The organism is Streptomyces aquilus (assembly GCF_003955715.1).
Classification (GTDB): Bacteria; Actinomycetota; Actinomycetes; order Streptomycetales; family Streptomycetaceae; genus Streptomyces; species Streptomyces aquilus.
The window spans coordinates 9,746,149-9,767,486 of record NZ_CP034463.1 but is presented as its reverse complement, the minus strand read 5'-3'; the positions used below and the strand labels follow the sequence as shown (position 1 = coordinate 9,767,486).

Annotated in this window: 20 protein-coding genes; 9 read left to right on the top strand and 11 right to left on the bottom strand. The window is 69.8% G+C overall.

Annotation, left to right across the window (positions count from 1 at the left end):
* The first annotated feature begins 110 nt into the window (after positions 1–110).
* On the top strand, positions 111–503 hold the full coding sequence (locus EJC51_RS44660) for a hypothetical protein (protein WP_244363205.1): 393 nt from the start codon (positions 111–113) through the stop codon (positions 501–503).
* On the opposite strand, the gene EJC51_RS44655 is transcribed toward EJC51_RS44660, so the two are convergent.
* Positions 496–1,329, bottom strand: a complete 834-nt coding sequence (locus tag EJC51_RS44655; RefSeq protein ID WP_244363203.1) for an SDR family NAD(P)-dependent oxidoreductase — start codon at positions 1,327–1,329, stop codon at positions 496–498. The two genes, EJC51_RS44660 and EJC51_RS44655, sit on opposite strands and share 8 nt — an antisense overlap.
* Before the next feature lie 119 nt (positions 1,330–1,448).
* Between EJC51_RS44655 and EJC51_RS44650 the strand changes: the two genes are divergently transcribed.
* Positions 1,449–2,087, top strand: coding sequence for a TetR/AcrR family transcriptional regulator (locus tag EJC51_RS44650; protein ID WP_126276351.1), 639 nt, complete (start codon positions 1,449–1,451; stop codon positions 2,085–2,087).
* A gap of 29 nt (positions 2,088–2,116) precedes the next feature.
* Here the strand turns inward: EJC51_RS44650 and EJC51_RS44645 are convergent, their stop codons facing one another.
* Positions 2,117–2,833 carry a GH12 family glycosyl hydrolase domain-containing protein gene (locus EJC51_RS44645; RefSeq protein ID WP_126276350.1) on the bottom strand — a complete coding sequence of 239 codons (717 nt, stop codon included), beginning with the start codon at positions 2,831–2,833 and terminating at the stop codon, positions 2,117–2,119.
* Between the two features lie 126 nt (positions 2,834–2,959).
* Positions 2,960–5,317 (bottom strand): sialidase family protein, encoded by a 2,358-nt coding sequence (locus EJC51_RS44640; RefSeq protein ID WP_126276349.1) that lies wholly within the window; start codon positions 5,315–5,317, stop codon positions 2,960–2,962.
* Positions 5,318–5,896: 579 nt separating this feature from the next.
* Between EJC51_RS44640 and EJC51_RS44635 the strand changes: the two genes are divergently transcribed.
* Positions 5,897–7,279 carry a condensation domain-containing protein gene (locus EJC51_RS44635; RefSeq protein ID WP_126276348.1) on the top strand — a complete coding sequence of 461 codons (1,383 nt, stop codon included), beginning with the start codon at positions 5,897–5,899 and terminating at the stop codon, positions 7,277–7,279.
* 161 nt (positions 7,280–7,440) lie between these two features.
* Positions 7,441–8,643 (top strand): low temperature requirement protein A, encoded by a 1,203-nt coding sequence (locus EJC51_RS44630; RefSeq protein WP_126276347.1) that lies wholly within the window; start codon positions 7,441–7,443, stop codon positions 8,641–8,643.
* 129 nt (positions 8,644–8,772) lie between these two features.
* Here EJC51_RS44630 and EJC51_RS44625 read toward each other — a convergent pair whose 3' ends face one another.
* Positions 8,773–9,426 carry a TetR/AcrR family transcriptional regulator gene (locus EJC51_RS44625; protein ID WP_126276346.1) on the bottom strand — a complete coding sequence of 218 codons (654 nt, stop codon included), beginning with the start codon at positions 9,424–9,426 and terminating at the stop codon, positions 8,773–8,775.
* Positions 9,427–9,499: 73 nt separating this feature from the next.
* Between EJC51_RS44625 and EJC51_RS44620 the strand changes: the two genes are divergently transcribed.
* A complete protein-coding gene (locus EJC51_RS44620) occupies positions 9,500–9,922 on the top strand; it encodes a Dabb family protein (protein ID WP_126276345.1) in 423 nt (140 codons plus the stop codon).
* Between the two features lie 15 nt (positions 9,923–9,937).
* On the opposite strand, the gene EJC51_RS44615 is transcribed toward EJC51_RS44620, so the two are convergent.
* Positions 9,938–10,894: an alpha/beta fold hydrolase gene (locus tag EJC51_RS44615; RefSeq protein ID WP_126276344.1), complete on the bottom strand. Its 957-nt coding sequence runs from the start codon at positions 10,892–10,894 to the stop codon at positions 9,938–9,940.
* A 182-nt stretch (positions 10,895–11,076) separates the two neighbouring features.
* Here EJC51_RS44615 and EJC51_RS44610 point away from each other — a divergent pair, with 182 nt between their 5' ends.
* Positions 11,077–11,664, top strand: a complete 588-nt coding sequence (locus EJC51_RS44610) for a TetR/AcrR family transcriptional regulator (protein ID WP_126276343.1) — start codon at positions 11,077–11,079, stop codon at positions 11,662–11,664.
* A gap of 51 nt (positions 11,665–11,715) precedes the next feature.
* Here EJC51_RS44610 and EJC51_RS48040 read toward each other — a convergent pair whose 3' ends face one another.
* Positions 11,716–11,865, bottom strand: a complete 150-nt coding sequence (locus tag EJC51_RS48040; protein ID WP_166682966.1) for a hypothetical protein — start codon at positions 11,863–11,865, stop codon at positions 11,716–11,718.
* 234 nt (positions 11,866–12,099) lie between these two features.
* Here EJC51_RS48040 and EJC51_RS44605 point away from each other — a divergent pair, with 234 nt between their 5' ends.
* The gene (locus tag EJC51_RS44605) at positions 12,100–14,526 is read left to right on the top strand and encodes a SpoIIE family protein phosphatase (RefSeq protein ID WP_126276342.1); all 2,427 of its coding nucleotides are present in this window, start codon (positions 12,100–12,102) and stop codon (positions 14,524–14,526) included.
* Between the two features lie 216 nt (positions 14,527–14,742).
* On the opposite strand, the gene EJC51_RS44600 is transcribed toward EJC51_RS44605, so the two are convergent.
* Positions 14,743–15,126 (bottom strand): STAS domain-containing protein, encoded by a 384-nt coding sequence (locus EJC51_RS44600; protein ID WP_079312850.1) that lies wholly within the window; start codon positions 15,124–15,126, stop codon positions 14,743–14,745.
* A gap of 212 nt (positions 15,127–15,338) precedes the next feature.
* Between EJC51_RS44600 and EJC51_RS44595 the strand changes: the two genes are divergently transcribed.
* On the top strand, positions 15,339–15,674 hold the full coding sequence (locus EJC51_RS44595) for an STAS domain-containing protein (RefSeq protein ID WP_126276341.1): 336 nt from the start codon (positions 15,339–15,341) through the stop codon (positions 15,672–15,674).
* Between the two features lie 440 nt (positions 15,675–16,114).
* The gene (locus EJC51_RS44590) at positions 16,115–16,528 is read left to right on the top strand and encodes an ATP-binding protein (RefSeq protein WP_244363201.1); all 414 of its coding nucleotides are present in this window, start codon (positions 16,115–16,117) and stop codon (positions 16,526–16,528) included.
* A gap of 5 nt (positions 16,529–16,533) precedes the next feature.
* On the opposite strand, the gene EJC51_RS44585 is transcribed toward EJC51_RS44590, so the two are convergent.
* From EJC51_RS44585 to EJC51_RS44570, 4 genes are all read right to left on the bottom strand, one after another.
* Positions 16,534–16,905, bottom strand: coding sequence for an ATP-binding protein (locus tag EJC51_RS44585; protein WP_244363539.1), 372 nt, complete (start codon positions 16,903–16,905; stop codon positions 16,534–16,536).
* 169 nt (positions 16,906–17,074) lie between these two features.
* Positions 17,075–17,917 carry a DUF6461 domain-containing protein gene (locus EJC51_RS44580; protein ID WP_126276338.1) on the bottom strand — a complete coding sequence of 281 codons (843 nt, stop codon included), beginning with the start codon at positions 17,915–17,917 and terminating at the stop codon, positions 17,075–17,077.
* Between the two features lie 44 nt (positions 17,918–17,961).
* Positions 17,962–18,636: a Type 1 glutamine amidotransferase-like domain-containing protein gene (locus EJC51_RS44575; protein WP_126276337.1), complete on the bottom strand. Its 675-nt coding sequence runs from the start codon at positions 18,634–18,636 to the stop codon at positions 17,962–17,964.
* Positions 18,637–18,797: 161 nt separating this feature from the next.
* Positions 18,798–21,173 (bottom strand): SpoIIE family protein phosphatase, encoded by a 2,376-nt coding sequence (locus EJC51_RS44570; protein ID WP_244363537.1) that lies wholly within the window; start codon positions 21,171–21,173, stop codon positions 18,798–18,800.
* Positions 21,174–21,338 lie beyond the last annotated feature (165 nt).

Here is a 21,338-nt window from a genome sequence, read left to right as displayed (position 1 = left end):
CCTCGCCACCGCGCCGTCGGCTCCGGTCCTGGCGCCGTAGCAACAGGCCGGAGCAACGATTGCTCTGATCGGCGCCGGGGAGCGGCGCGGCAACCGCGTGGCCAACGGGCATGACGATCACCACGCGCGTGGTGAAGACTGGGCGGATGCTTCACGACCTCGGCGGACTGCTGTTCATAGCGCTCGGTCTCGTCCTTGTCGCCGCCGGCTTCGTCTGGCAGGGAGGTGCCTTGCGCCCCCTCTCTACGAAACGGGCCCAGGCGGCCGCGATGCGAGACCGTTCCAGAAACCTGCTGCGTTCTGCGGACATGGCGATCGCCGAAGCACGCCGCCGGGCCGCACGCGACGAACCCGCCATCGTCACCGTCGAAGACGTGACCAGGGTGGCGTGCCGGCACTACGGACACCTCTTCGTCGAGCGCGAGGAGGCAGCCGCCGCCCTCCGCCAGCGCTACGAGGCCGCCGACTGCCGAGTGGACTGCATGACCGATGCCTTCAACTGACCTCCTCCAACTGCACGCTCCGTACTGCACATGCCGGCTCAAGCTGCGATGTCGGCATCGGGCTGGAGTGCAGGGCCGAGCAGCAGCCCCCGTCCAGGACGAATTCCGAACCCGTGGCGAAGGATGCCTCCTGGGAGGTGATGAAGAGCAGCAGGCGTGTGATGTCAGAGGGTTCGGCGAGGCGGGGGATGGCGAAGGGATCGGGCGAGTAGAAGTCGGCGATGGCCGGCTGGCCTGCCACGGTGGGTTCGTTGATCAGCGGTGTGGAGACGACGCCGGGATGGATGGAGTTGACCCGGATGTTGTCCCGCCCCAGCTCCAGCGCGGCCGTCTTGGTCAGCCCGCGCACGGCCCACTTACTGGCGGTGTAGGGGGCGTAGAAGGCCGTACCGACGTGGGCCATGGTCGAGGCGATGTTGACGATGGTTCCGCCACCGCCCCTGCGCATCGACGGAGCCACGGCCCTGATGCCAAGGAACTGGCCGGTGACGTTGACGCTGAAGGTGTGCTCCCAGGTGCGGAGTTCGGTGTGCTCGATAGGGGCCGCCGGGTTCTGGACTCCCGCGTTGTTCACCAGGATGGTGACCGGCCCGAAGTGGCCTTCGACGTCTCGCACCAGTGCCGCCCAGTCGTCCTCGCTGGCGACATCCAGGTGAACGGACAGAGCACGCCGACCGAGCTGAGCAACGAGTCCGCGACCGGCGTCGTCGTCGCGGCCGGCGATGACGACGTTCGCCCCCTCGGCGTGGTAGCCCCGCACATGGCTGCTGCCCATACCTCCACTGCCACCGGTGACGATGACGGTCTGGCCCGCAAAGCGTTCCATGATGCTTCCTCCAGGCTCGCATAATGGTGAGTCGAGTGACTCGCCTCTTCACTCAAGGTAGGAGCAGGATGAGTAGTGAGTCAAGTGACTCACCTCGTAGCGCAGGGCATACTGGTGGCATGACGGCACAGCCTTCGGAATACCACCGGCGCGTGACAGCGCAGAAGCGGACGTCCATCATCGAGGCAGCGACGAAGCTGTTCCTGGACTTCGGCTACGACGGCACCTCACTGGCCCGCATCGCGGAGGCCGCCGGAGTGTCGAGGGCGACTCTGTTCAAGCAGTTCGCCACCAAGGCGGCCCTGTTCGAGGCGATCGTCACCGAGTACTGGAAGGTCGACGAGCAGGAGGCGCCCCTCCCCCGGCCCGGGAACCTCCGCGCAGGACTTGAGACCATCGGACGCCGATACGTGGACCTTCTCACCCAGCCCGGCATGGCCGCCCTCTTCCGCATCGTCATCGCCGAGGTACCGCGCTTCCCCGAGCTCGGCGAGACCCAGTTCAAGCTCGGCAAGATGCCCTACTTCGAATCGGTCCGCCGCTACCTCGAAGCGGAGAACTCCGCAGGTACAGCCCGGCTCGACGATGCGGAGACGGCGGCGACCCAATTCCTCGGGATGATCTCCAACTTCGTGTTCTGGCCGCGGATGCTGCTCGCCCACTGGGAGCCTGACGACGCCGCCAACACCAACGCGGTCGACCAGGCAGTGCTGACCATGCTTGCCCGATACAGCACGGAGGGGGCCCACGGCGTCTGAGACACCAGGCGCCCCCACTCGCGGCGGCGTCAGAAGCCCACGGCACCCCAGGAGTGCGCGGTGTAGTCACCCGGCCCGAACTCCCAGCCGGCCATGACGCTGTTGAGATAGTGGTCGCCGGTGTAGAAACCCCTGTTCTGGCCGTAGTTGAAGAACGGCGTGAGACTGCCGGACCACCAGCCGGACTTGCCCCTGTCCAGGAAGCTGAGGGTGTGGCCGCCGTTGCTCCAGGTGTACTCGTAGATGTCCCAACTGCGGCCGCCCAGGCTGACGTTGGTCGCGGCCGGGACCGCGTTGCCGTTCGCGTCGTAGTGGTCGGCCAGCGGCTTGGTGTTGGACCAGTTGAGCCAGATCATGATCTCGGTCAGGGAGTTGCGGTCGGCCGGCGCGGGGTAGGGGTCGATGAAGATGTCGTACGCGGCGTCGTAGTACGAGCCGGACTTCGGGTATGCCGACTGGCTGAACCACGAGGTGTTGTTGGGGCTGACGTCGCGGATCTTCTTGGGAAGTGTGGTCACCGGGGACGACCAGCCCCAGTCCTTGCCGTTGACCATGGCGACGAAGCCGGTGCCGGTCGAGGAGTTCACTCCCCAGTTGTTGTCGTCGCTGTACCACGTCGAGGCGTTGCCGCCGGTCGCGTAGTACTTGAACCAGTACGTCTGTGACGCTGCCACCGCCGAGTTCGGCAGGGTGAAGACGAGAGCCAGCGCCGCGAGCAGCGCGGCCCAGCCGATACGGATTTTCATCAGCCCTCCGGAATGTGTGCTGAGTGGGGGGATCACACAGGAGAGGAGACGGTCGTCCTGCTCTGGTGGCAGGGCCACCTCGGTCTCCTCTTCGGGACCGTGGGAGCGGAGCGCGGTGACCTGAGGTCAGACCTGGCCCGGGTCACCGTAGATGACTCCGCGTCCGTTGGTCCCGAAGTAGATGCGGCCGTAGACCCGGGGATCTCCGGTCATGGTGTTGCCGGTCCAGGCGTACTGGTGGCGGTCGTCGTTGATGCGGACCCAGGTCCGGCCCGCGTCGTCGGAACGGAAGATGCCGCGCACTCCATGGATCTTGGAGCTGGTGTAGACGGCGGGGTACTTGGCGCCGGGTGCGGCCTTGCCGAATCCGACGACGTCGCCCTGGTCCACCGCCTCGAACCTGGTGAAGGACGTACCGGAGTCGGTCGACCGCCACAGCCCGTACGGCGTGGGGGTGGCGGGCTTGGTGGTGCCGCCGGCCAGCCAGATGTCGCCCTCGTGACCCGGTACCGGCTTGAACCGGACATTGCCCGCGATGGGCAGACCGGTCGCCGCCGTGGCCTTGAAGGTCATGCCGCCGTCCGTGCTGAGGTAAAAGACGCCGGAGTCGTAGGCGTAGAACTTCGCCGGGTTCACCCGGTCGGAGCGTACGGGGGCCCCGGCCGGCAACCCCTTCGAAGCCGTCCAGGTCGCTCCGTGGTCGTCGGACCAGCTGACCGGCGCGCCGGCCGGTGACCAGACGATGCGTCTGCCGTCGGCGCTGATGGCGACGGCCTGGTCCTCGACTCCGGGCCCGGTGACGCCGGACGGCTCACTGCCCGACGGCTTCCAGGTGGCGCCGCTGTCGGTGGAGACGGCGAAGTGCTGGGTCCAGCCGCTGGTGGGGTGGCCGACGCGCACGAGGGTGTGGGGCGCCAGCTCCGCGTAGTCCAGGGCCGGGGTGCCGCCGAAGGTCGGGCTGTCGTACATCTTCGGCGCTTTGCGGAAATCCGTGTGCCGGAAGCCGCCGACATCGCCGACGCCGGAGAAGAGGTGCGCCGTGCCGACGGACGGGCTGACCAGTGCCAGGACGGCGGTTTCCTCCAGCCCCTGGGCGCGTACGGACAGGTGCACCGTGCCGCCGCTGTCCCAGTCGGTCAGGTTGTCGGCGCCGTAGATCGTCGCTCCGGTGCCGTACATGAAGTGGTCGGAGTCGAAGGGGTCGATCTGGACGCACTCCATCATCCAGCCCAGCTTGGGGGTCATCTCCGGCAGCGACGGCGAGGCGTTCCAGGTCAGCCAGGGGGCAGCGGAGATGTCGATGTCGTAGCGCAGGGTGCGCTCGGAGTTCGGGCCCGCCTCCCACGCGGGGGTCCAGCTCGTGCCGCCGTCGGTGGAGCGGAACAGGAGGCAGTCGGGGTACCACTTGACCTGGGTGGACACCATCAGGGTGGCCGGGTTCTGCCGGTCGATGGTCAGGCCGCTGTAGCCGTACTGGTTGTCGTCGCTGGTGGACGGGACCGGGCTGATACGGGTCCAGGTGTCGGTGGCGGTGTCCAGCTTCCACACGTCGCCCTTGGAACCGTCGTAGGGTCCTGCGGTGTCGCTGGTCGCCAGGTACAGGTAGCCGCCGACGTGGTCGAAGACCGCGTGGTGCGGGATGAAGCCGGTGGGCTGCCCGGGTACGCGTTCCCAGGTCGTGCCCGCGTCGGTCGACCGGTACAGGATGTTGTCCTTGTCGGCGACGGTGACGTAGAGGGTCCGGGTGGCTCTGCCCGCTCTGCCGGTGCGCTTGTCGAAGACGACTTGCAGCACGCCCAGGTTGTCACCGTTGTAGCCGTCGGGGTCGGTGGGGTCGATGACGAAGTTGCCCGGGTTGGGGAAGCTGGTCACCTTCGCGAAGCTCTTGCCGTGGTCGGTACTGCGCCACAGCCCGTGGCCCCCGCGCACTCCGAGGTAGAGAATCCTGTTGCGGTGGGGGTCGATCACCAGCCGCTCGCCGATGCCTCGGCCGGGCATGTTGCCGCCCAGCCGGAACGGCAGGGGGGTGGTCTTCCAGGTGCGGCCGCGGTCGGTCGAGCGCAGGATCGCCGCCATGCTCGGGTCCCATTCGGGCATCGTGTAGGTGCCCGCCGCCAGGTAGACGCGGTCGGGGTCGACCTCGTCGGTGGCGATGCTGATGATGCCGGTGTGTCCGTACTCGTCCCAGCCGATCCAGTCGGTGAGGGGGATCCACCGCCGAGTCGCCTTGTCGAGGCGGTAGGCGCCGCCGATGTCGGTACGGGCGTACACCAGTCCGGGTTCGGACTGGTTGAAGACAATGCCCGTGACGAAGCCGCCGCCGACTATCTCCGCGTTGCGGAAGGTATAGGGCACGCGTCGGGCCTTCCCGGCCGCGGGGGCCGACGCGGCTGAGGCAGTGGCGGGGGCGAGCACAGGGAGCGCGGCTGCGGCCGCGCCGGCGGCCAGCAGCCCTCGCCGGGAGAGGTCCTGGGCATCACTCATGACGGGTCCTTGCCTTTCGGGTGCGGGTCCGTACGGGGCTGCGCACAAGCAGCGGTCCCGTCGGCTCCGATGGGGTCGCAGGCGGGTGGGTGGACGGGGTCAGCCCTGACAGGGCGCCGCCGCGAGCGGGCGGCACGGGTCAGCCCGTGCGGGCCACGGGCCGATGTGAGCCCGTGGATGACGGAGATGGGATGGCGCCAAGTCGGGAGGGTCGAAGCAGTCCTTGTCGATGCGCTTCGACGTTTCGGTGACACTAAGGCTGTGTTTCCCGGGCGACAACGGGCCGTTCAGGTCACTTTTCGGTAACAGGCATGACCGAGGGCGAGGGCGGTCCCCGCCCTTCATACGGCTTCACCTCGGGCAAGTCGGTTTTCCAGGCAGGCTCTCCCAGGGGAATCGCAGTCACGGGGAAGACGACCGGCGGCGGCTGAGCGGCCTGCAATTGACACACAACCCAGCGTCATGCCAACGTCGAAGCGCTTCGACTACCTGACCGGCGATCGAGGCTCCGGGGTGCACGATCTGCATCTCGTCCTGCGGGGCAGGGGCCGCCGACGTACCGGAGGAGGCCGGGCGGACATGCGACAGATCGCACGCCACGACGTCGTCTTCGTCGCCGGCACCGCCGGAGAGCATGAACTGACCTGGTCGCAGAAGGCCCATGCACGCGAGGGATGCCACCCCCATCTCCACGGCCCCCGCAACAGGAACCAACGGATGGCGCGGGCGCTCGACGGCGCACCCGACATGGCCGCGGTGCTGCATGCCTTCGCCGCGGTCATGGCGCACTTCGAGGCGCTGCGCACGCTGTACCCGCGTGACGCCGACGGGCGCCCTCGCGCCGTCGTCGTGGCCTCCGGCGTGCTCCAGGTCGACGAGTACACCTCCGACGGCCCGGCGACGAGCGACGAGCTGAGCGCTCTCACCCTCCGACTGGCCGAGCCCGGATTCGGCCCGGACGACCTGCCGTTACGGGCCGTCGTCGTCACCGTGGACGGCAGACCCCTGCACCTCGCGCTGTCGTTGCACCACTTCTCGGCGGACACGACCGCCGCCCGGATCGTGGCCGAACGCCTGGCCCGACTGGCCGCCGATCCGGGCGCCGACCTCGGTACGGGGTGGCAGCCGCGGCAGATCGCGAGCTTCGAAGGCAGTCCCTCGGGGCTGCGGCACGCTCATCGTGTCGACGCCCACGACCGGGCCATGCTCCGCCAGTCCGCCATGCCCGAACTCCTGGTTCCCGGGAGCCACAGGGGCGCCCTGTACAACTTCGTGTGCCTCGACTCGGCGGCGGTCGCGCTCGCGGCAGCCGGTCTGGCGAAGCAGTACCGGACATCCGTGGCCGCCGTCCTGCAAGCCGCATACGCCTGCGTGCTCGCCGAGCACCTCGGCATCGCGAAATGCGTGTTCAACACCGTGATGGCCAACCGGCAGACCACCTTCGCCCGCGAGGCGGTGGCCCATGTCGCCGGCCGGGCCCTGGTCCCGGTCGACACGTCCCTGGGCAGTGAACGGTTCCCGGCGCTGTGTCGTGCCGTCGACGCGGCACTCGTCAGCTCCTCCTCCGTCAGCCTGCGAGAACCCGAGCGCTACGCCAGATCCCTGGACGAGGCGTCCGACGAACTGGGCCGCTCCGCGGACAACCCGTACGTGGTCAACATCCGCCCCATCGCGCCCCGCACACTGATCCGGGCCCGTGTGGACAGGGCGCAGCAGGACTTCGAGCGAGCCCTGGCGTCCAGCCGGTACGGCCGCTTCCCCAAAAGCGTCGACACGTACGCCGGAAAGCTCTGCTTCGTCGTGTGGGACATGTCCGAAACGGCCGGAATCAGTCTCGGGACGGATGCGACATCGTTCGACGCGACGGATCTCGAACGGATACTGCGGTCCTTCGAGAGGCGGCTGGTCGGAACGGCGATCGGCGGTCACGTCGCACGGAGCGGCTCCTTCGCCGGCGCGTAGCGACACGGCGCCGGGCTCGGCCGCCCGAAACGGAAGATCACTTCCCTCTTCCGTTGTGTCCGCGGGAAGCGAACTCCCGTACCCAGTAACGATCATCTTTGGCCACAGCCAGTGGGTTATCGTTCCGCCGGTGGGCGATGGGGCGCCCCGGAGGGGGAGTTGTGGTAACGAATGGCGAGGGGTCGCGGCTGGTCGCGACCGAGGGCGGCCACCGGGTGACACCGGCCGAGCTCTTCTTCGACTTGGTGTTCGTGTATGCGATCACTCAGGTCACCGCACTGATGGCGGCCGACCCGAGCGGGTTGCGGCTGCTCGGCGGGATGGTCGCGCTGGCGCTGCTGTGGTGGTGCTGGTGCTGTTTCGCCTGGCTGGGGAACGTCGTACGGGCCGACTCCGGTGCGATGTTCACCGTGCTGGTGTCCGTCATGGCCGTTGTCCTGATCGTGTCGCTGGCCGTGCCCGAGATCTACGACGACGCGCCCGGCGGACTTCCCGCCCCCTTGGTCTTCGTCCTGTGCTACGGCGCCGTCCGCGTCCTTCACCTGGTCACGTACTGGCTGTCCGACCCCACCGATCAGGCACTGCGCCGTGTCCTGCGCCGCACCGCCCTGCTCTCGGTGACCCCGCCGTTCGCCCTGCTCCTCATCGGTGCGGCGTTCACCGGCACCACCCAGATCCTGATCTGGCTCGCCGCCGTGCTCATCGACTACCTGGGCATCTTCCTCACCGGAAAATCGGGCTGGCGGGTCGCCTCACCCGGCCATTTCGCCGAACGCCACGGCCTGATCGTCATCATCGCCCTCGGCGAGTCGATCGTCGCCATCGGCGTCGGTGTCTCCGGCTTCGCGCTGAGCACCCCGGTCCTGGCCGGTGCCGTCCTGGGGCTGCTCGTTTCCGTAGGGCTGTGGCGCCTGTACTTCCGTCAACTCGCCGAGACGGTCGAGCATCGGCTGACCACCGCCACCGGCGACGACCGCACCCGGCTGGCCCGTGACGCGTACACCTTCCTCCACCTCCCCCTGGTGGCCGGCATCGTCATCACCGCCCTCGGCATGAAGAAGACCCTCACGCAGATCGCCGATACCGGCCACTACGACCTGACGGAGCCCCTCCACGGAGTCGTTGCCTGGGCCCTGCCCGGCGGCGTCGGCCTGTTCGTCCTCGCCTCGGCCGCCCTGCTCCTGCGCACCACGAGCCACCGTTCGCCGCTCCTCCTCGCCGGCGGAGTGGTCTGCCTCGTCGCAGGACCCGCCGTCACCTTCGTCCCCTCTCTCGTCGCCCTGGGCCTCCTCGCCGCGCTCGTGACCGCCCTGGTCGTCGTTCAGGACACCACCGTCCGGCCCCGTGTGACCGCCGCCGACTGAGCCCAAAAACGTCCGTGGGCGGACGCGGACGGCAGCGCGCGAGTGCCTGTGCCTACGGCGGTAAGGGGGCCGACGGGCGGGAGGAAGGCCGCAAACAGCTCTCGTCGCGACGAGGATCCCGACCGCCGCTCAGTCACTCCCGTACGCACGCAGAAAGGTGTCCACACCCGCGTCCGCGATGACGCGGAGCTCGGCCGCGGGGACGCGACGGGTACCCAGCCGGGAGCGGGACTCCAAAGGGCCGGTGAGCAGGGCGAAGAAGTGTTCGGCGGCCTGTTCCGGGTCGCAGGGGCGCAGATGGCCGGCGAGCGCGAGGCGGGCCAGCCGATCGGCGAGCGCTGCGCGGGGACGATGCGCGGTGCGCTCCTGCACGGTCTCGATCAGGTCGGGGAATCGTGCCACCTGGGCGTAGGTCAACCAGCGCAGTGCGCGGGCGCGTTCACCGCAGCAGATCCGCAGCAGCCGTTGAGCCAGGTCGGTGAGTGACCCACGCAGGTCGTCGTCCGGGGCCCGCTCGCGCAGTCGCTCGACGACCGCGAGGTTCTCCGCCATCAGAGTGTCGGCCGCTGCCTCGATGGTGTGGCGGAAGAGGGTCTCCTTGTCGTTCAGGTGGCTGTAGACGGTCGGTTTGGCGACCCGTGCCTCTTCCGCGATCTCCTGGACGCAGGCCTGTGCGTATCCACGCCGTGCGAAGACCGTGAACGCGGCGTCCAGGATGGCCTGTCTCTTGTCGATCCGCCCGTGCAGGGCGCCGCTGCCCCCGCTTGACGCTGCTGAACCCATGGGTTCATTCTAACTTCGTTACCGATAAGGCAGATTGACTGAACCGACGAGTTCAATCAAGGGGCGGAAAACCATGATCGTTCACATGTTGCGCTTCGCCTTCAAGGACGGGACGACCGAGCAGCAGAAGGCTCAAGTGCTCGCGCTGATGCGGAAAACGGCGTCCGTCGAGTCGGTCTCGTTCGCCACCGTCGGGCAGAGTTTGGGCGATCCCGCCGATGGCCTCACCCACGCCTACTGCGTGGGCATCGAGGACCTGGCGGCCCTCGAGCGATACATGCACGACCCGGTTCACCTGGCGGGAGATCCCGAGATCCTCCCGCATCTGGCCAAGATCGCCATCGGCCCCGACCTGTCCGACGACATGGCCCCGGAGCTGGCCGGCGAGATCATGGCGCTGCACGAGAAGAAGGCCGCCCTGCACCCGGAGTGGGCCGCCCAGCTCGAACCGCTCCTTGAGACACACGTCGCCTCGGAGCCGCCGGATCGTCCGTGACCGGATCTGCCGCCGTCACACGTGTGAGCGCCACGCCTCTCGGTAGGGGGCCAGGAACGCGCTCAGCGCCGACAACATGTGCTCGGGGGCTTCCTCAGCCGGGTAGTGGCCGCACTCAGGCAGGACCACTGTCTGCACGTCCGCCCCACCCAGCCTCATCGTGGCGCCGACCGCCGCACCCAGACTCAGCTCCCCGCCGATCGCCAGCACTGGCAGGGAGAGCGGCCGAGTCCTGCGCTTCTCGTTCTGCGCGATGGTCGAGTCCAGCGCGCGGTAGAACTCGAAACTGCAGCGCAAGGCCTCCGGGTCGGAGGCCAGCACGTCGACGTAGTACTGGACGGCATGCTCGGGCAGCGGCTTCCCCGCCTTCTTGGCGAACTGGTTTCCGAAGTAGACCCCTTCCCGCCCGCGGACCAACTGCTCGTTGACGTCTGTCAGGCGGTTGAAGGCGAAATGCCACAGGCGCTCATTGGTCTCACGCGTCCCCAGAACGGGCGCGGAGGGCGAGAGTCCGGGGATGGCCGCTTCGGCGACGGCCAGGCGGTCGAGCCGGTCCGGATGGTCCGCGGCCAGGGCATAGCCGGTCCACATGCCGACGTCATGGCCGACCATGGCGAATCGCGGATGCCCGAGGGAATCCATGAGGGTGACCAGGTCACCGGCGAGAGTGCCGGTGTCGTACCCGTCTCGCGGCTTGTCGGACAGGCCGACACCACGCGGATCGACGGCGACGACGTGAAAGTCCCGGGCGAGTGCGGGCATCAGGAAACGCCAGGCGTACCAGGTCTGCGGCCAGCCGGCCAGCAACAGCAGGGCGGGGCCGGATCCGCCGGTGACGGCGTGCAGACGCAGTTCGCCGGTGTCCACGTATCGGCTGGTGAAGAGGTCGGCGAAACCGTCCGGGAGCTCCGGCGCGCCGGAGGCCGAACCGGGTCCTTGGGGGGTGGGGAGGTGCGCGGACGACAGATGCATGGTGCCCCTTCGCTGCGAGCTCGACCGGCGCAGACGCGCGGCAGGCGGACCGTACGACCCTCGCGCCCCGGACGGTCCTCCACACCCTAGGCATCTTGGATCGATCGGTCAAAGATAGTTTGACCAGTCGGTCCAAGATGCTGTTAGCCTCACGACAACGGCGTGGATCAGGGAGGTGCACCGTGTCGGGCCGGAAGCAGTTCGACGTCGGCGCGGCGGTCGACCAGGCGATGCGGGTGTTCTGGGAGCGTGGGTATGCCGACACCTCGCTGGACGCCTTGAGCGCCGCCACCGGTCTCGGCCGGGGTTCGCTCTACGGTGCCTTCGGCAACAAGGAAGCCCTGTTCACCCGGTGCCTCGATCGTTACTCCGCCCTCTACGGGACGCGTTTCGAACAGGCACTGGCCGCGCATCCGCACGATCCGGTCCGCTCGATCGAGGCGTTCTTCGCCGTCACCCTGGATCGCATCGCGGATCCGTCGGTCCCCGCAGGGTGCCTGGTCGCCCAGTCGGCCGCGCAGTCGTCGACCCTGAGCGCGGAGTGCGGCGCCCGCGTGCGCAGCCTCATCTCCGCGCAGCAACAGCGGGTACGTACGTCCTTGGCGGGCTCTTCGGCCGACGGTCGATCGCTGGACGAGCTGGCCACCTTCGTGGTTGCCGTCAACCAATCGCTGGCCGTCCTGAGCCGCGTCGGCTCCCCTGACTCCGAGCTGCGATCTGTGGCCCGCGTCGCATGCTCCACGGTGGCGAACGCCATCAGCGCGGGCTGACTCCCGGTGGTCCGTGCTCCGGCTCAGCGGTTCGGCGGGCGACGACAGCGGTCAGTGGTTTCGCCCGCTGCCCGTTCCCTGCCGGGGCTTGTCGCCGCCGCCGAAGCAGGCCCGGACGTCACGCAGTTCCGCCGCAGGTGTGGCGCCGGCGTCGAAGCCGGGCAGGGCGGCGGAGGCATTCCCCGACCTGGTGGAGGACATGCGGTGGTCCGTCGCACGCATCTAGGCCGCCCCGTTCGTCGCCCACAAGGACCGAGTCCGCGGTTTCGTCGGCGCCCTCGCCGACGGTGTTGTGGATGGCGCCTGAAGTGATCGGAGAGAAACTTTGGCCATCGGTTGAGCCGAGCGTGTCGGGGAGCGATCCTGGTGGCACCGCCCGTGACGCGTGGTGCCGACGGGATCGTCGTCACGGCAGGAACGAGAGTGGGTCGTCCCATGGACAACCGGTCCATCGGCTCCGGTGCGGCAGGGGGCACCGGAGTACCAGAGGACTTCGCCGTCGTCATCGATGCCCGGCTGTGCGTCATGGCGTGGAGTTCCGGTGCCCAGGCCCTGTTGGGACACACGGCCGAAGACGTCGTCGGCCGTCCGGTCGCCGCCCTGCTCGCCGCAGACCTCCCCCAGCCCGCCGTTCGGCGGCTGGCCGCCGGCGAACCCTGGACGAGCGAGGTGGCGCTGCGTCACCGTGACGGCGACCGGATCCTCGTACGACTGCGCGGAGCGCCGCTGTCGACCGGGGGAACCGGATCGCTCTGGCTCGTCACCGATGCCACCGTGACCTACACCTCCGGCCCACGTGCCGCCGACGCGGCCGAGCTGTGGGACCGCACGCTCGCACAGCTTCCGCTGCCCGTCGCCGTCTACGACCACCGCGCCCGGTTCGTGGCCTGCAACGAAGTGATGAGCCAGGCCATGGGCCTGTCCAGCGAGGAGATGGAAGGCCGGACCCTCACCGAGATCCAGCCGAGCCACAAGGAGATGGACCGCCTCCAGCGCGAGGTCCTGCGCACCGGGGAGGCGCTCCACAGCGAGCAGGCGCCGGGCCGGGGCCTGGGCGAGGTCGACGAGCACGCCTGGTCCGTGTATCTCACCCCGCTCAAGGACCTGGACGGCTCGGTCCAGGGCCTGTCGGCGCTGGTGATCGACACCACCGAGCAGTACTGGGCCCGGCGGCGCCTGGAGGTGCTCAACGAGGCCAGTGCCCGGATCGGGAGCACCCTCGACGTGACGCGGACCGCGGAGGAGCTCGCCGAGCTGGCGGTCGCGGGATTCGCCGACTTCGTCGTCGTCGACCTGCTGGAGTCCGTCGTCGGCGGGGACGAACCGGAACCGGTGTCGCCCACCGAGCAGGTCGTCCTGCGCCGTGCCGCCCACGCCTCCGTGCTCCCCGGATGCCCCGAGTCCGCGATAGCGGTGGGCGAGCAGGCCACCCGCCCCCCGCACTCCCCGGCGGCCTGGGCCCTGCGCACCGGCCGGGGCACCCGGCACCGCATCGGCGACCCGGTGCTGCGCGAGTGGCTGGCGCAGTCCCCGGCGCGCACCGAGGCGGTACGCCGCTACGGGATGCACTCGATACTGCTCGTACCGCTGCGCGCCCGCGGTGTCACCCTGGGCCTGGTGTATCTGGTGCGGCACCGCACGCCGGAACCCTTTGGCGACGACGACCTGCTGCTGGCCGAGGAGATCGCCGCCAGGGCGGCCGTGAGCATCGACAACGCCCGGCGCTACACCCAGGAACGCCGGACCGCGCTCGCCCTCCAGCGCAGTCTGCTGCCCGAGCGGTTGCCCTCCCCGACCGCCGTGGACCTGGCCTACCGGTATCTGCCGGCGGGTTCCGCGAGCGGCGTCGGGGGCGACTGGTTCGACGTGATCCCCCTGTCCGGAGGAAGAGTCGCCCTCGTCGTGGGTGATGTGGTCGGCCACGGCATCCACGCCTCCGCGACGATGGGTCGTCTGCGTACCGCGGTCCGTACGCTCGCCGACGTCGACCTCGCCCCCGACGAACTGCTCACCCAGCTCGACGACCTGGTGGTCCGGCTCGACCGGGAGGAGGGGCCCGACGCCCGGGGATCGACGAGCGGCGCGTCGGGCGAGGTGGGCGCCACGTGCCTGTACGCCGTCTACGACCCGGTCTCCCGTACCTGCCGGCTGGCCCGCGCCGGCCATCCGCCGCCGGCCCTGGTGACCCCCGACGGGACCGTGCGGTTCCTCGACCTGCCCGCCGGCCCGCCGCTCGGCGTCGGGGGGCTGCCGTTCGAGGCCGTAGAGGTCGACCTGGCGGAGGGCAGCCTGCTCGCCCTGTACACGGACGGTCTGATCGAGGCTGCCGACCGGGACATCGACAGGGGTCTCGGCCTGCTGCGGGACGCGCTCAGCCATCCACCGTCCGGCCTGGAGGACATCTGCGACCAGGTGGTCCGCAAGGTGATACCCGCCGCTCCCGCCGACGACATCGTGCTGCTCCTGGCCCGGACGTCCGCGCTGAAGCCCGACCGGGTGCACACCTGGCGGCTGTCCACGGATCCCGCCCTCGTCGCCGGTGTCCGCCGGATGGCGAGCGACCAGCTGAGCGTCTGGGGACTGGCCGAGCTGGCCTTCGCCGTCGAGCTCATCGTCAGCGAACTGGTCACCAACGCCATCCGCTACGGCAGCGCGCCCATCGAACTGCGCCTGCTGCGCGGCGACACACTCGTCTGCGAGGTCTCCGACGGCAGCAGCACCGCCCCGCACCTGCGGCGGGCCCGCTCCTTCGACGAGGGCGGACGCGGGCTCCTGCTCGTCGCCCAGCTCGCGGACCGCTGGGGCAGTCGGCAGACACCCACCGGAAAGACCATCTGGGCAGAGTTGCCGCTGCCGACGTGAGCGTCCGTTTCGGCGGTCCTGCGGCGCCGCGGCTCCGTGTCGGGCTCCATCCGCCCGGACCGTGCGCACGCCACCCCGCCAGGCGCGTTGCCCCGGCGGTGGGCGGTTGCCGCGGCTGCCGGTTGGACCCGACGACGAGGGGGGTGGTGGGTGACCGTGAAGGCGTGCACGCAGGTCGGCGGTCCACGCGGCCTGCTCCCCCGCCACCCCCAGCCGTCAAGGCTGCACCTGCTGCTGCGGGTGATCGACCAGTTCCAGTGCCTGCTCGACGCTCTCCGAAACCGGGACCGTGATGCTCACGCCGGTGAGATCCAGAATCCGGCGCACCGCGGGCTGCGGCGAGATGATGTGCACGCTGCCGGGCAGGTCCCGGGCTTCCTGGTAGACGCGGAGAATGATGTTCATGCCGGACGAGTCCATGAACGGCACGTCCGTGAGGTCGAGCAGGAAATGGCGTCGACCGTGGTGCAGTTGGTTGGCCAGATGATGCTGGAACTCGGTCGCGGTGTCGACGTCCAAATAGCCCTGCACCGTGATCAGGGCCACGTCGTCACGCAACAGGGCGACCTCGACGGACAGAGGGTTCTGGGCAACGGACACGAGTGCCTCCAACGACATGTACTACGGCCGGATCTGATGACGCGCTGGCCTGCGGGTCGCGGCGGGTGCCGCGCATGCGCGCTTACCCCTCGACACACACCTCATGCCCCCTGCGCACCAGGCCGTTCGACGTTCCCCGCGGTACGTGACACGGTGGGAGGAGCCCAGCGGCCGTTCCCGGCCGCCAACCCCCAGGGAAGGGGGCCCGCACCATGGGCACTCACATCACCGTGAGCCCCGGCGGCTACGCCGCCACGCTGACCGTGCACGACGACATCGACGACCGGGTGCGGCCTGCCATCGAGAGCGCGGCGAGCGGGCTGCCGCCTTCCGTGCGGCGCCTCACCCTCGACCTCGTCGGCGTCGGCTTCACGGACTCGGCGCTCCTGCACCTCCTCCTCACGGTCGACGGCTGTGTGGCGCGCCGCGGCGGCTTGTTCAGGATCGTCGGTCTGCGCCCCCAGCCGCGCCGGCTGCTCGCTCTCGCCGCCGATGTGCGCCCTGAGCCCCATTGGGAGGTGTACCTGCGTTCCCCGGGCCCGAACTGACGCTCGCACCGTGCCGAGCCGGCGGCCGTGCCCGGTGCGCGGAGCGAAGCCGGCCCGCATGTACGAGGGCGAGCCGGGTATCCGCTGCTGTGGGCACACGGCAGCGGCTCGCCACGGTTCGCTGCGCACCGCACGACAGAGCACCCGGGACATCGTCCGGAGGCGACGCACTCCGGTTCGCCCGTGCTCGGGACGCGACGCCGGAAGGCACAACCTTGAGGCGCACTCGGCGGTCTCTCCACCGGGACACCGGCCGCCTCCGCCATACTGCGCAGGCCGCGCGCAGCATGGCCCACGCCGCGGCGGCGCCCCGTGACGGTGGCAGGCCCGTTCAACGAAGGCATCGAAAGGCCGTCCGACATGACAGAAAACGCAAGGTACTTCGCCCTCGGCCAGGACCGACGGCCGACTGTGGAGGAGCCCCGGGCACTGGTCCAACGGTGAGCCGGTCCGACCGCACGGCCGTGGTGACGACCGCGGCGTCGGCACGGGAGTACGCGCGGGCGGTCGTACGGGAGCAGTGGGACACGGAATCCCGCACGGCGCGCGAGGAGGACGTCGTCGATCTGCTGCTCGTCGTCTCCGAACTCGTCAGCAACGCCCTGCGGCACGGTGACGGACTCGCCGCCTTCGAGGCCACCGCCACCCACGACGGAATCCGGCTGACCGTCCACGACCACAGCGACGTCGTTCCCGACGTCGTCCACGGTTCCGGCGCTCTCCCCCTGGCGGGGCAAGGACAGGGTTACGGCTGGCCGATCATCATGCGCCTCGCGCGTGACATCCGCATGGAGCGGCGCCCCGGCGGTGGAAAGGCGATCAGCGTGCTGGTCCCGCTGCGCGGCCGGCCCTAGCCTCCTCACCAGGGCAGAAAGACGTGAATCTCCTTGCCGTCCGGCTGGGTGACGACACTGACCTGGCTGCACAGCGACTGGATCAGATACCAGCCGACCCCGCCGCCCCCGTCACGGTGGAAAGGGCGCGGGGTCGGCGGCGTGCCGCTCGTGTCCTGGACGACGACGTGGACTCCGTCGAAGGTTCTGCGCAGCCGGACCTCGAACGGGCCCGGTGCGTACTGGACCGCGTTCGCGGTCAGCTCGGCGACGACGAGGACGATGTCGTCCCGGTGTTCCGGCGCGCTCGGCGGCGCCACCCGCGCGAGATCGTCGAGGAAGCTCTCGGTGTCCAGTCGGGCGTCCGTCACGTCATGCAACTCGCCCCGGTAGCGCATGGCCTGCTCCGGGTCCTTCCCGGACGCCGCATTTTCCTGCCAGCGGTGATCAGTCGTCATCTCGCCTTCCCACCAGGAGCCGCGCCCCTACCGGCCCGGCTCGCTCGTCCCTGCGATTGCCTGTCTTCCCGAAGGCGACGAGGCTACTCATACGGAAAGCGCTCCCCCACTATTCGTCTGTGTCGTGCTCCGAACGATCCATGGCCGACGGCTCGTCGTAGGTGATGAGAACCGGCGCCTCTGCCTCCGACCGTGCGCGGTCCGTCGCCGTCGCGATCTCCTCGTAGGTCCATTCCCTGTGCAGGCGCTCCCCGTGGGCGTCGGTGATGTCGATGACGACGCCGGTCCACGGCTCCTCGGGCTGTTCGGGGACGAGCCCCAACTCGTATGGAGCGTCCCGGAGGAGCGACTCCGTCACGCATATGCCGGTGAGTCTCTCGGTCAGAGCAAGGACCGCCGCCTTCCGGTCGACGTCCGGGGCGCTCTCGTCGTCCTCTCCCTCACAGGTCAGAGGGAAGCCGACTTCCCGCAGCAGGGGGATGAGTTCATCGGGAGTGCTGCCGTCGCGCGACGAGGGGTTCTCGAACGTCGTACGGAGCTCACCGTCCTCGAACCAGTGGAAGAGGTGGATGGGCTTGCCGCCGTTGGTCGAGTGCGCCACGACCCGGCCGCCCTTGGACAGCCTCTCGACGCACGGCGTCGCGATCCCCAGGCCACCGTCGAAGCCGAGGACGAGTGTCCAGTCGCCGTTCTCGCCCGGAACGCCGAAGGCGCCCGCGACGTAGGACTCGTCCCAGTAGTCGTAGTCCACCTCGGCGCGGTGAGCGTCGTTGGCCTCGATGAGCCCGGTCGATCCCTCGCCGGTGCCGCGGGGTTCCGCCTCCATCGCGCGCAGCACCTCCCCCGGCGTCCGCCCCCGTATCAGGGTCAGGGTGTATCCGCTCTCCCTCATGTGGCGGAAGAGCGGCGAAGTACGGATCCAGGCATAGTCGTGCGCGGTCACCGAGTGCATACGACGCAGTGTGCCTGATTCCACTGACATCGACGCCGCACGGTTCATGAGGCCGGGTTGAACAACTTCCACTGCCCTTCGGAGACCACTTCGATCGTGCCGTCGGTCACCTTGATGGCGGTCTGCTCGTCCATCGCGTACGCCGGACTCGCGATCGCGGCTGCCCATCGCTCTGCCGCGGCCATGGTGTTTTCCGGACAAGCCGGATGACCCAGGTGCGGGAAGATCGAAAAATCGACCACGCCCAGCGTGCTGTCCCCGCCGCCGGGCGGCTTCCAGCCCACGAAGTCCGCCCCGACGCGGGGAGTCATCACCATGCTCCCGGCGCTGAGCCCGACGTAGACCGTGTCGGGCAGTGACGGCAGGAGGTCAGCCAGCCCGGATTCCCGCATCCAGTGGCTCAGGTACAGCGGGTCGCCCCCGTTGACCAACAACACGTCGGCCTCCTGGACCCAGGAGACCCAGAGCGCTTCGTCGACGCTGGGCAGCGCGGTGAGCTCCAGGACGCCCACCGACTTCCACCCCAGCTCGGTCATGGGGCTGGGCGACCTTCCGCTGATGAACCGCCAGGGCCCGCCTGGGTCGGCGTACGGACCCCCATATCCCGCCGTGGGAATGCAGAGAGCGCTGGACTCGGCGATCGGCTTGCCCAGGAGGTCGACCAGCGCGGCCAGGATGCTCGCGTTCTTGATACCGGAATCGGTGAGGAGAAGCTTCATCGGGACCTTCTCGAGGAATTGACAGCGCGCTGTCATCTCACCACTGATGCTGCGGGCGGGGCACCGCTCCGGGAGGAGCACCGGGTCGGATGCCAGTGAGCGCAAGCTGACGTTCCGCGGTGTCAGCCGACCCTTCCCGTGGTGACCGTGCCCGACGTTGTCTAGGTCACCCGGATGCCGACGACACAGGTGTCGTCGTCCGTGTCCGACCTGCTGTGGGTGAGCAGGCGGTCCAACTGCTGTTCGAGCACGGGCTGAAGCGTGCGCGCCGTGGTCAGCAAGTGGGTCAGCGACTCCTCCACGGAACGGTCGCGTCGTTCGATCAGACCGTCCGTGTACATCAGCAGGGTGTCGTCGACGGCCAGTTGCATCTCCTGCTCCTCGTACACCGCCTCCGGTACGGCACCCAGCAGCATCCCCTTGACCAGCGGCAGCGGACTCGCCTCGGTGCCGCGCACCAGGACCGGCGGCAGATGGCCCGCCCGGGCCCACCGCAGGCTGCGGCGCTCGGGGTCGTACAGACCGCAGACCGCTGTGGCGGTGACGGCCCCGGTCAGATGGTGGGCCACCATGTTCAGCCAGGACAGCAGTTGGCCCGGTCCGGCGCCGGTGACGGCGAGGCCACGGAGCGCGTTGCGCAGCACGACCATGCTGGTGGCGGCCTCGATTCCGTGTCCGGCCACGTCCCCCACGCACAGCAGGACCAGCCCGGCGGGCAGGACGACGGCGTCGTACCAGTCGCCGCCGACCAACTGCTCGGTCTCGGCCGGTCGGTAGCGCACCGCGACCCGCAGTCCGGGCGCCTCCAGAGGGGCCTGCGCCGGCGGCATGATGGCGTGCTGCAACTGGAGCGTCAGCCGGTGGCGTTCACTGGCCTGCTGCTCGGTGTGGGCGAGTTGGTCGCGGGTGGCGGCGAGCGCCACCTCAGTCCAGTGGTGGGCCGAGATGTCCTGGTAGGCGCCCCTGACGAGGTTCAGCCGGCCGTCGGAGTCGAGCACCGGTTCGGCGGCCACGCGCAGATGCCGGGTGACCCCGTCGGGGCGTTGCAGACGGAAGGCCGTGGCGGCCGGCCGGTGGTGGTACAGCAGGGTGCGCAGGAAGCGGCCGATGGCGACCGCGTCGTCGGGGTGGGCGTGCGCCGGCAGGTCCTCCAGCGGGACCGGGCCCAGGGAGGTCGGCTGGCCGTAGAGATGGTAGAGCTGGCCGTTCCAGGTGATCTCGCCGGTCAGGAGGTTCTCCTCGAAACCGCCGATGCGGCCCAGGCGTTGGGCGTGCTGGAGCAGGTGGGCCAGGCGCGCCGTCTCGTCCTCTATGCGCCAGATGAGCAGCACGCTGCCGCCGTGGCGGCTGACGCTGATGTCGGCGACCGCGGCCAGCGGCACATCGCCGACCAGCGCGGTGAGCCGCATGCGCTGGGCGCGGAACGGCTCTCCCGTGGCGTGCACGCGTTCGACCTGCTCGAACAGTCCGCCGTCGCCCGCGGCCATCGGGTACGCCTCCAGCAGCAGCGCTCCGTTGACGACGCCCCGCGGCCGGCCCGCGGGGTCCTGGAAGCGGGCGTTGACGTGGTGGATCCGGAAGTCGACGAGTTCGCCTCCCGCGTCGACGTGCGGGACGAGGACCAGAGCGGGGTCGTGCAGTCCGTCGGCCAGGTCCGTCAGCTCGGCGGCGTCGGGCAGGATGCGAGGGCTGCCGTCGGGCCGGTGGAGGGCGTACGTCTCCAGGGTGTGCGCGCACAGCTCCGCCAGCGCCTCGATCTGACGGGCGATCTGCGGCGGCTGGGGCTCCAGCGGGGCCGGCCAGACGATCTCCAGGACTCCGTGGATGCGGCCCGCTGCGGCGGCGGGCATGGCGACGCGGCCGCCGTGCGGGAACTGGTGCTGGCCGACGGAGGGCAGAGCGGTGTCGGAGAGGGAGCCGATCCACTGACCGGTGCGGGCGGTCAGGCCACGGCGCGCCACGGTGGTCACGCCCGGCGGTACGTGCCGCCAGCGCCCCGCTTCCGCGCCGGAGAACCCGGCGCTGCCCGCGAGGGTGAGCGATCCGTCGGCGCCCAGGGCCCAGATGGCCACGGCGACCGCGCCCAGCGGGGTCAGCGCGTGCGCCAGCAGGGAGTCGGCGACGGTCTGCGCGTCCTGGGCGGCCAGGGCGGCGCTCTCCGCGGAACGCAGTCCGACGGCCGAGGAACCCTGGGACGCCGCGCCAGGCCCCTGGGGCTGTCCCGTCGTGGCCGCGAGGAAGGCGGCCGTCACCTCGGAGAGCCGGTCGCGCGAGGCCTGGTTGATCACCTCGACGGCGAATTCCAGTGGTGTCACACCGGCTTGTTCGGTGAGTTCGGCCAGTTGGCGGGCGGCCTGTGCCGGGCCGCATTGCAGGCGTTCGACGAGGATGCCCTTGGCCAGTTCGATCAGGGCCCGCCCGTCCGCTTCCGCCTGGGCGGCGCGCACCTCGCGCCGCAGGCGCTCCACGGTCGACGCGAGCCGTCCGACGGGAGAGATCCGGTCGGCCGCGTCCCCGTCGTCGCCGACGGCTGTCACGGTGTCCTGTCCGCTGCGGGCGACGGGCAGCGCGGCGGCCACCCGCCCGAGGGCCGGCTCCCCGGCGGTCGCGGGCACGTCGGCGGGCTGCTCGCCCGTACCGGCGCTCGCGGGGTCGGGGGGCTGCTGGGGTCGGCTCACGATGACGCTGTTCCTCGCTTCGAA